Below are 3,531 nucleotides of genomic sequence, written 5' to 3'. Positions count from 1 at the left end.
AAAGCTTGGGATGATTTAACTCCTGAACAAAAACAAGAGAATTATAAATTAAATTTATTGATTGAAGAAGATTTAGAAAAAGAAAAGCTAAAAGATTTAACTGATTCAATTTTAGAACAAATAAAAAATTTATTCACTACTTTTATTAACAAAAATCATTTACCAGAAAATAAAATCAAAATTCAAATAGTTGATAAAAAGGAAAATAAAGAAGATCCCTCACAAAATATGAATATGAGATTGGATTTAATACAAGAAAAATGTGAATACTTGGAAGACTGTCATTATTATTGGTATATCATTAATAATGTTTTAAACAATGGTATAGGAGAAAAAACAATAACTTTAAACTTTTCCCCTTTAAAAATATATTTAGATGAAAATAAGCAACAAGGTAATGAAATTGATACCCAATTTTTTTCAGGCTTGACATCAAAAACAGGATCTCAATATGATAAAGCTTATCCAGGAGTTAATCCGCAAACAGGTCTTTTCACTTCTTCTCATGAAAAATTTTTATATTTTTACGATGATGTTATTGTAAAATTATTGCCCTTAGGAAGTAATAACACTAAAGAACAACAACTCATACAACAAACATATGAAGAAATCTTTAAAAAAGTATTAGCTTTAATCAAAGATTATCGATTTTATATTCCATTAGTCAATTTATTAGACGCAAATTAAAGAAAGGGATTATCAGGATAAATTGATATGCAACTCATGAAGAAATTAAAACAAAAAATTAGTTTTAAAAACAGGGTGTGCACACTGTTATAAATTTTTGTAAATAAATTCATTTTTAATACCGAAAAGACTAGTTAAATCAAACTAGTCTTTTTTTTGCTTTTAGTGAAAAGGGGTTTTAAAAATATGCATAGTTAAAAAAATTTACATTTTTTTATAACAAAGCAGATTTTCATTTTGAAGAAGCGAAAACTTTTAATTTAATAATTTTAACTATATCTTCTCTGATCTTTACTGTTTCTATTTTAACGAATATTAAAAAAATTCATCTTCAAAACAAGATGTCTCGTTCCGAATAAATATCTTAATTTCTGTCTTTTTCTAAAGATTTTTAAAAACAAAATAAAGATTATTTTTCATACCTAAAACAAGTTCTTTTCCGTCGGGACTTGTTTTTTTTTTTTTTTGTGTATAATAATCTTAATAATTTGAAAAATTAAATTATTAAAAATTAATTCTAAAATGAAGAAAGGTTAAAAAAGAAATGAATTATAAAGAATTTCTTCAGAAACATAAGAAAATAATAACTTTAGTAGGAATAGTTATAAGCACTTTAATTTTAATTTTAATAGTTAATCATTATTTATCCATGAAAAAGGTTATTCCACAAAATAAGGTTCATAATGATTTTACCGATTCTTTTCAAGAAACGATTAAAAGTGTTCATTATGATCTTCCGGATTTTACGGATCCAAAAAATAATAAACAAATACCCCATTTTAAATATTTGACCTTAATTACGCGTTTAAAAGATGGTTTAAAAAGGAAAGATATTTTAATTATTCATGAAAATAATTCAATCACCGGTTCGAACCCAGGCGAAATTCAAATTGTAGAAGATATAAATACTGAAATTACTGATTATATTTATAATAATAATCATCAACTAGTGGAAAAAAATACTACTAATTATACTTTTTCTATGGAAAAAGGTAAAAAGGAAAAATCAACCCAAAAAGAAGATATTAAAACAAAATTTGAATATAATTCTGATAACAAATTAATAAAAGAAAAAAGTTATTTTATAAAAGACAATTCACCATTAGATGAAAAAACATATACGTATGATCCTCATGGCAATAAAATAAAAGAAAATTATTCTTCTTCTTTTAATAAAAAAGTTACTAATTGTAATGATTATGTATCTGAATTTGAATACCAAAACGGACAATTAAAGAAAAAAAAATTTAAAGAAACAAGTTCATCACTTCCTCAAATTAATGAAACCATTTATGAATATGATATTGATAATAAATTGTTGAAAGAAAATACTATTCCTTTTTCTAGTTTACCAACACCTCCATCATTTGTTAATCGAAAAAATAATACGATTCAATATGAATATGATGAAAAAAAACAATTAAAATCAAAAATAGAAATAAAAAATAATGAAATTTTAAAAATAAATATGTTTTATGATGAAAAAAATAGAATAATTAAGGAAATCTTTGAATTTAAAACAGACAAGAAAACAAAAAAGTTTGAAACAATGGTCACTTATACCTATATAGATAATTAATATAAAATATTTATTTTTTTAAAAGAAACATTACAGAGTTAATTTTAGTAAAAATAATGAAGGGATTCCCAAAAATGAAAAAATTAAATTTAAATTACTTAAAAATCGTCTTTTATATTTTAATTACTTACGTGATAATGAAAATTATCTTACGTGTTAATTATTTTCAAACTACAAAATTTTACTTTTATCCTATTTTATCACATTTAAATTTTTTTCATTTTTTTAATGCATTGACGGAATGGGTTGAATTTTTAATTAAAATTATATCACCTATTGGCACTTGTATGTGGGCATTTTATATTTACAATATTTTAAATTTAAGTTCGGGTAAATTAAATTCTAATCCCTTAATATCTTCTAAACAAAAATCTTTGTTTACTTTCAAAGATGTCGCTGGTAATGAAGAAGAAAAAGAAGAAATGCAAGAATTAATTGATTTTTTAAAACATCCTCAAAAATATGTTAATATTGGTGCTTCTATTCCTAAAGGGGTTTTATTAGAAGGACCACCCGGAACTGGAAAAACTTTATTAGCCAAAGCCTTAGCCGGTGAAGCTAATGTCCCTTTTTATTCAGCATCTGGTTCTGAATTTGTAGAAATTTATGTCGGCGTGGGTGCTGCAAGAATAAGATCGTTATTCAAAGAAGCCAGACAAAACGCTCCTTGTATTATTTTTATCGATGAAATAGATGTTTTAGGTGGTAAAAGAAATTCTGGTAATAGTGGCCGTTCGCAAGAAAAAGATCAAACTCTAAATCAACTCTTAACCGAAATGGATGGTTTTACTAAATCTTTTAAATCTTTAGGAATTATTGTAATTGGAGCCACTAATAGAGCGGATATATTAGATCCAGCTTTACTTCGTCCCGGAAGATTTGATCGCATTTTTAAAGTAGGGTTACCTGATGTGAAAGCGAGAAAAGCGATCTTAGAAGTGCACGCTAAAAATAAAAAACTAGATCCATCGGTTGATTTAGAACAAATCGCTAAACAAACGCCTTCTATGAGTGGGGCGCAACTAGGGGCTGTTTTAAATGAAGCAGCGATTTTAACGGTTCGCAATCAAAAAGATTGTATTACGATGGAAGAATTAAATGAAGCTATTGATCGGGTTTTGATGGGTCCAGCTAAAAAATCAAGAAAATACGACGAAGAAGAAAGAAAAATGGTGGCTTATCATGAAGCGGGACACGCTGTAATTGGTTTAAAATTAAAACACGCTCAAAAAGTACAGAAAATAACGATTATTCCTCGTGGTGAT

The 3,531-nt window shown here is 25.6% G+C and carries 2 protein-coding genes and 1 pseudogene; all 3 read left to right on the top strand.

What is annotated here, in order from left to right; translation table 11 throughout:
• A pseudogene (locus KTO59_RS03815) lies at positions 1-687 on the top strand (hypothetical protein); the annotation flags it as partial.
• Positions 688-1,231: 544 nt separating this feature from the next.
• Entirely contained in the window at positions 1,232-2,266 is a 1,035-nt protein-coding gene (locus tag KTO59_RS03810; protein ID WP_284928718.1) for a hypothetical protein, read from the top strand.
• A gap of 74 nt (positions 2,267-2,340) precedes the next feature.
• Positions 2,341-3,531 (top strand): ATP-dependent metallopeptidase FtsH/Yme1/Tma family protein (locus tag KTO59_RS03805; RefSeq protein ID WP_284928717.1); only part of this gene is annotated, 1,191 nt, incomplete at its 3' end.

The organism is Candidatus Phytoplasma sp. AldY-WA1 (assembly GCF_020312115.2).
Lineage (GTDB): Bacteria > Bacillota_I > Bacilli_A > Acholeplasmatales > Acholeplasmataceae > Phytoplasma > Phytoplasma vitis.
Note: the sequence above shows the minus strand (reverse complement) of the source record. Positions and strands in the feature narration are given on the sequence as shown.

Coding starts and splice junctions, on each gene's coding strand:
- KTO59_RS03810 (WP_284928718.1), top strand. CDS start 1,232: ATGAATTATAAAGAATTTCTTCAGAAACATAAGAAAATAATAACTTTA.